The 3,588-nt window shown below is 64.4% G+C and carries 4 protein-coding genes; 2 read left to right on the top strand and 2 right to left on the bottom strand.

Annotated features, from left to right (window positions below):
- The first annotated feature begins 532 nt into the window (after positions 1-532).
- Both AC5RWU_RS23885 and AC5RWU_RS23880 read left to right on the top strand, forming a co-directional pair.
- On the top strand, positions 533-802 hold the full coding sequence (locus AC5RWU_RS23885) for a hypothetical protein (RefSeq protein WP_493986657.1): 270 nt from the start codon (positions 533-535) through the stop codon (positions 800-802).
- A gap of 22 nt (positions 803-824) precedes the next feature.
- A complete protein-coding gene (locus AC5RWU_RS23880; RefSeq protein ID WP_493986658.1) occupies positions 825-1,754 on the top strand; it encodes a hypothetical protein in 930 nt (309 codons plus the stop codon).
- Between the two features lie 80 nt (positions 1,755-1,834).
- Here AC5RWU_RS23880 and AC5RWU_RS23875 read toward each other — a convergent pair whose 3' ends face one another.
- Together AC5RWU_RS23875 and AC5RWU_RS23870 are read right to left on the bottom strand one after the other, a co-directional pair.
- Complete coding sequence (locus AC5RWU_RS23875) at positions 1,835-2,764, bottom strand: hypothetical protein (RefSeq protein ID WP_493986658.1); 930 nt, start codon at positions 2,762-2,764, stop codon at positions 1,835-1,837.
- Positions 2,765-2,786: 22 nt separating this feature from the next.
- Positions 2,787-3,056: a hypothetical protein gene (locus AC5RWU_RS23870; RefSeq protein ID WP_493986657.1), complete on the bottom strand. Its 270-nt coding sequence runs from the start codon at positions 3,054-3,056 to the stop codon at positions 2,787-2,789.
- Positions 3,057-3,588: the final 532 nt, after the last annotated feature.

Raw genomic sequence — 3,588 nt, 5'->3', positions numbered from 1 at the left:
GGCGCACCTGAACCGGCACATCCGGCAGCCGCCGGGCCAGGTCCCCGCGCAGGTGGTCAGCCAAATACACCGGGACCTTGCCGGCGTCCGGATTGTAAATGAGCACAATCCGCTCAAAACACCCGGAAGAGGAACCATTCATACCACCAGCTTAATCACCGCGAACGCGAGACAGAGCCATCGAAATACCCGGGCTCGGGGCCGGCTCCGAGCCCATTCGCATTTGCCACGCCGGCCCATGGCAGATGCGCTGATATCGGCGCTTGCAGGTCCTGCAGCCCGGTGTTCGGATTTGTATGTGCCGTTTGGCCTGAGGAATGGGAGCTTCATCCACAGGGGCGGGGCTACGCTCCGGGGGTGTTGGCCCGCCCGTATCAGCGGGGGGCCGGATCCGGCTGCTTCTGTCATACCCGCTTGGTGGGTTCCCTGTTTCACATCACGGGCCGGACCGTGCCCACAGTATTTTCGGCTCCCGCCGGCTGATGAGCCAACCGTCGTAAAAGCGGGCTGTGGTCTGGGCTCTGCAGGAATAATGAAAGCAATTCCTGATTCGTGCGAGGCCCGTCTGCCCCCCTGCACGTCCTATGCCGGCACTGCCGCCCGGGCGGATTCCGAAATCAACCGTGGGTCCGGAAATGATGAGAAATCCCTCATAAATCAACCTTTTCCCAACCGGATGCTGAGAAAAATTGCTTCAGGAAATGCGGGAAGAATTATTACCGCAATTAGCGCCGGAGACCCAAGAACCGGCGGCAGAAAGACGTCCCGCAAATCTGGAAGCGGTGCCGATGCGGCACATTGAAATCTAGTGTTTGGAGAAAACCGTGCAGAACAAGACCCGACAGATCATTGGAACGGCGGCCGTCGCCGGCATTTTCCTCGCCGGCGGAATCACCGGATCGCAGGCAGCGGACGATGTTGAAGATCCCGCCGCCGCGGCCGAAACCGTAGCCGCAGAGACCATCGCCGACGAGGCTCCGGTTGAGGAGGCTCCGGCTGAAGACCCCGCTGAGGAAGCGGATCAGGACGAAGCCGCCGAGGATGCGGCTGAGGCTGAGGAGGATGCCGCGGAGGAGGCTGAGGACGCCGCCGAGGCTCCGGCTGAGGAGGACCCGGCTGAGGAAGCGGATCAGGACGAAGCCGCGGAGGATGCGGCTGAGGCTGAGGAGGATGCCGCGGAGGAGGCTGAGGACGCCGCCGAGGCTCCGGCTGAGGAGGACCCGGCTGAGGAAGCGGATCAGGACGAAGCCGCGGAGGATGCGGCTGAGGCTGAGGAGGATGCCGCGGAGGAGGCTGAGGACGCCGCCGAGGCTCCGGCTGAGGAGGCTCCGGTCGAGGAAGCCCCGGTTGAGGAGGCTCCGGTTGAGGAGGCTCCGGTCGAGGAAGCTCCGGTTGAGGAGGCTCCGGCCGAGGAAGCTCCGGTCGAGGAGGCCGAGGTTGAGGACGAGGCCGAGGACGAGGACGCGCTGGAGGGTGTTGAGGAACAGGCCGAAGCCATCGCCCACGTTGCCGAGGATGAATTCGACGCCGCCGAGGAAGCTCTGGGTGAGCTGGAGGAAGGCGCAGTGTCGGATGCGGAGCTGGCAGCGGCCCAGGCTGAGGCTGACCGGCTCGAAGACGCCATGGAGGCGGCCGATCAGGTGGCCAAGGATACCGTTGAGGCCGCTGAGGAAGCCCAGGAGAACGGTGCCCCGCTTCCTGTAGCCGCTGCCGAACCCGTCGCTGCAGCTCCGGCACCGGTTGTTGAGGGCTAGGTTTTCCGCCCCTGAAGGTTATGGTCGGGCCTGCCGCACATGTGCGGCAGGCCCGACCATAACCTTCAGGGGCGGAAAACCTAGCCCTCAACAACCGGTGCCGGAGCTGCAGCGACGGGTTCGGCAGCGGCTACAGGAAGCGGGGCACCGTTCTCCTGGGCTTCCTCAGCGGCCTCAACGGTATCCTTGGCCACCTGATCGGCCGCCTCCATGGCGTCTTCGAGCCGGTCAGCCTCAGCCTGGGCCGCTGCCAGCTCCGCATCCGACACTGCGCCTTCCTCCAGCTCACCCAGAGCTTCCTCGGCGGCGTCGAATTCATCCTCGGCAACGTGGGCGATGGCTTCGGCCTGTTCCTCAACACCCTCCAGCGCGTCCTCGTCCTCGGCCTCGTCCTCAACCTCGGCCTCCTCGACCGGAGCTTCCTCGGCCGGAGCCTCCTCAACCGGAGCTTCCTCGACCGGAGCCTCCTCAACCGGAGCCTCCTCAACCGGGGCTTCCTCGACCGGAGCCTCCTCAGCCGGAGCCTCGGCGGCGTCCTCAGCCTCCTCCGCGGCATCCTCCTCAGCCTCAGCCGCATCCTCCGCGGCTTCGTCCTGATCCGCTTCCTCAGCCGGGTCCTCCTCAGCCGGAGCCTCGGCGGCGTCCTCAGCCTCCTCCGCGGCATCCTCCTCAGCCTCAGCCGCATCCTCCGCGGCTTCGTCCTGATCCGCTTCCTCAGCCGGGTCCTCCTCAGCCGGAGCCTCGGCGGCGTCCTCAGCCTCCTCCGCGGCATCCTCCTCAGCCTCAGCCGCATCCTCGGCGGCTTCGTCCTGATCCGCTTCCTCAGCGGGGTCTTCAGCCGGAGCCTCCTCAACCGGAGCCTCGTCGGCGATGGTCTCTGCGGCTACGGTTTCGGCCGCGGCGGCGGGATCTTCAACATCGTCCGCTGCCTGCGATCCGGTGATTCCGCCGGCGAGGAAAATGCCGGCGACGGCCGCCGTTCCAATGATCTGTCGGGTCTTGTTCTGCACGGTTTTCTCCAAACACTAGATTTCAATGTGCCGCATCGGCACCGCTTCCAGATTTGCGGGACGTCTTTCTGCCGCCGGTTCTTGGGTCTCCGGCGCTAATTGCGGTAATAATTCTTCCCGCATTTCCTGAAGCAATTTTTCTCAGCATCCGGTTGGGAAAAGGTTGATTTATGAGGGATTTCTCATCATTTCCGGACCCACGGTTGATTTCGGAATCCGCCCGGGCGGCAGTGCCGGCATAGGACGTGCAGGGGGGCAGACGGGCCTCGCACGAATCAGGAATTGCTTTCATTATTCCTGCAGAGCCCAGACCACAGCCCGCTTTTACGACGGTTGGCTCATCAGCCGGCGGGAGCCGAAAATACTGTGGGCACGGTCCGGCCCGTGATGTGAAACAGGGAACCCACCAAGCGGGTATGACAGAAGCAGCCGGATCCGGCCCCCCGCTGATACGGGCGGGCCAACACCCCCGGAGCGTAGCCCCGCCCCTGTGGATGAAGCTCCCATTCCTCAGGCCAAACGGCACATACAAATCCGAACACCGGGCTGCAGGACCTGCAAGCGCCGATATCAGCGCATCTGCCATGGGCCGGCGTGGCAAATGCGAATGGGCTCGGAGCCGGCCCCGAGCCCGGGTATTTCGATGGCTCTGTCTCGCGTTCGCGGTGATTAAGCTGGTGGTATGAATGGTTCCTCTTCCGGGTGTTTTGAGCGGATTGTGCTCATTTACAATCCGGACGCCGGCAAGGTCCCGGTGTATTTGGCTGACCACCTGCGCGGGGACCTGGCCCGGCGGCTGCCGGATGTGCCGGTTCAGGTGCGCC

It is taken from the genome of Arthrobacter sp. B0427-1-12 (assembly GCF_059092905.1).
This window is presented reverse-complemented; position numbering and strand designations above follow the sequence as displayed.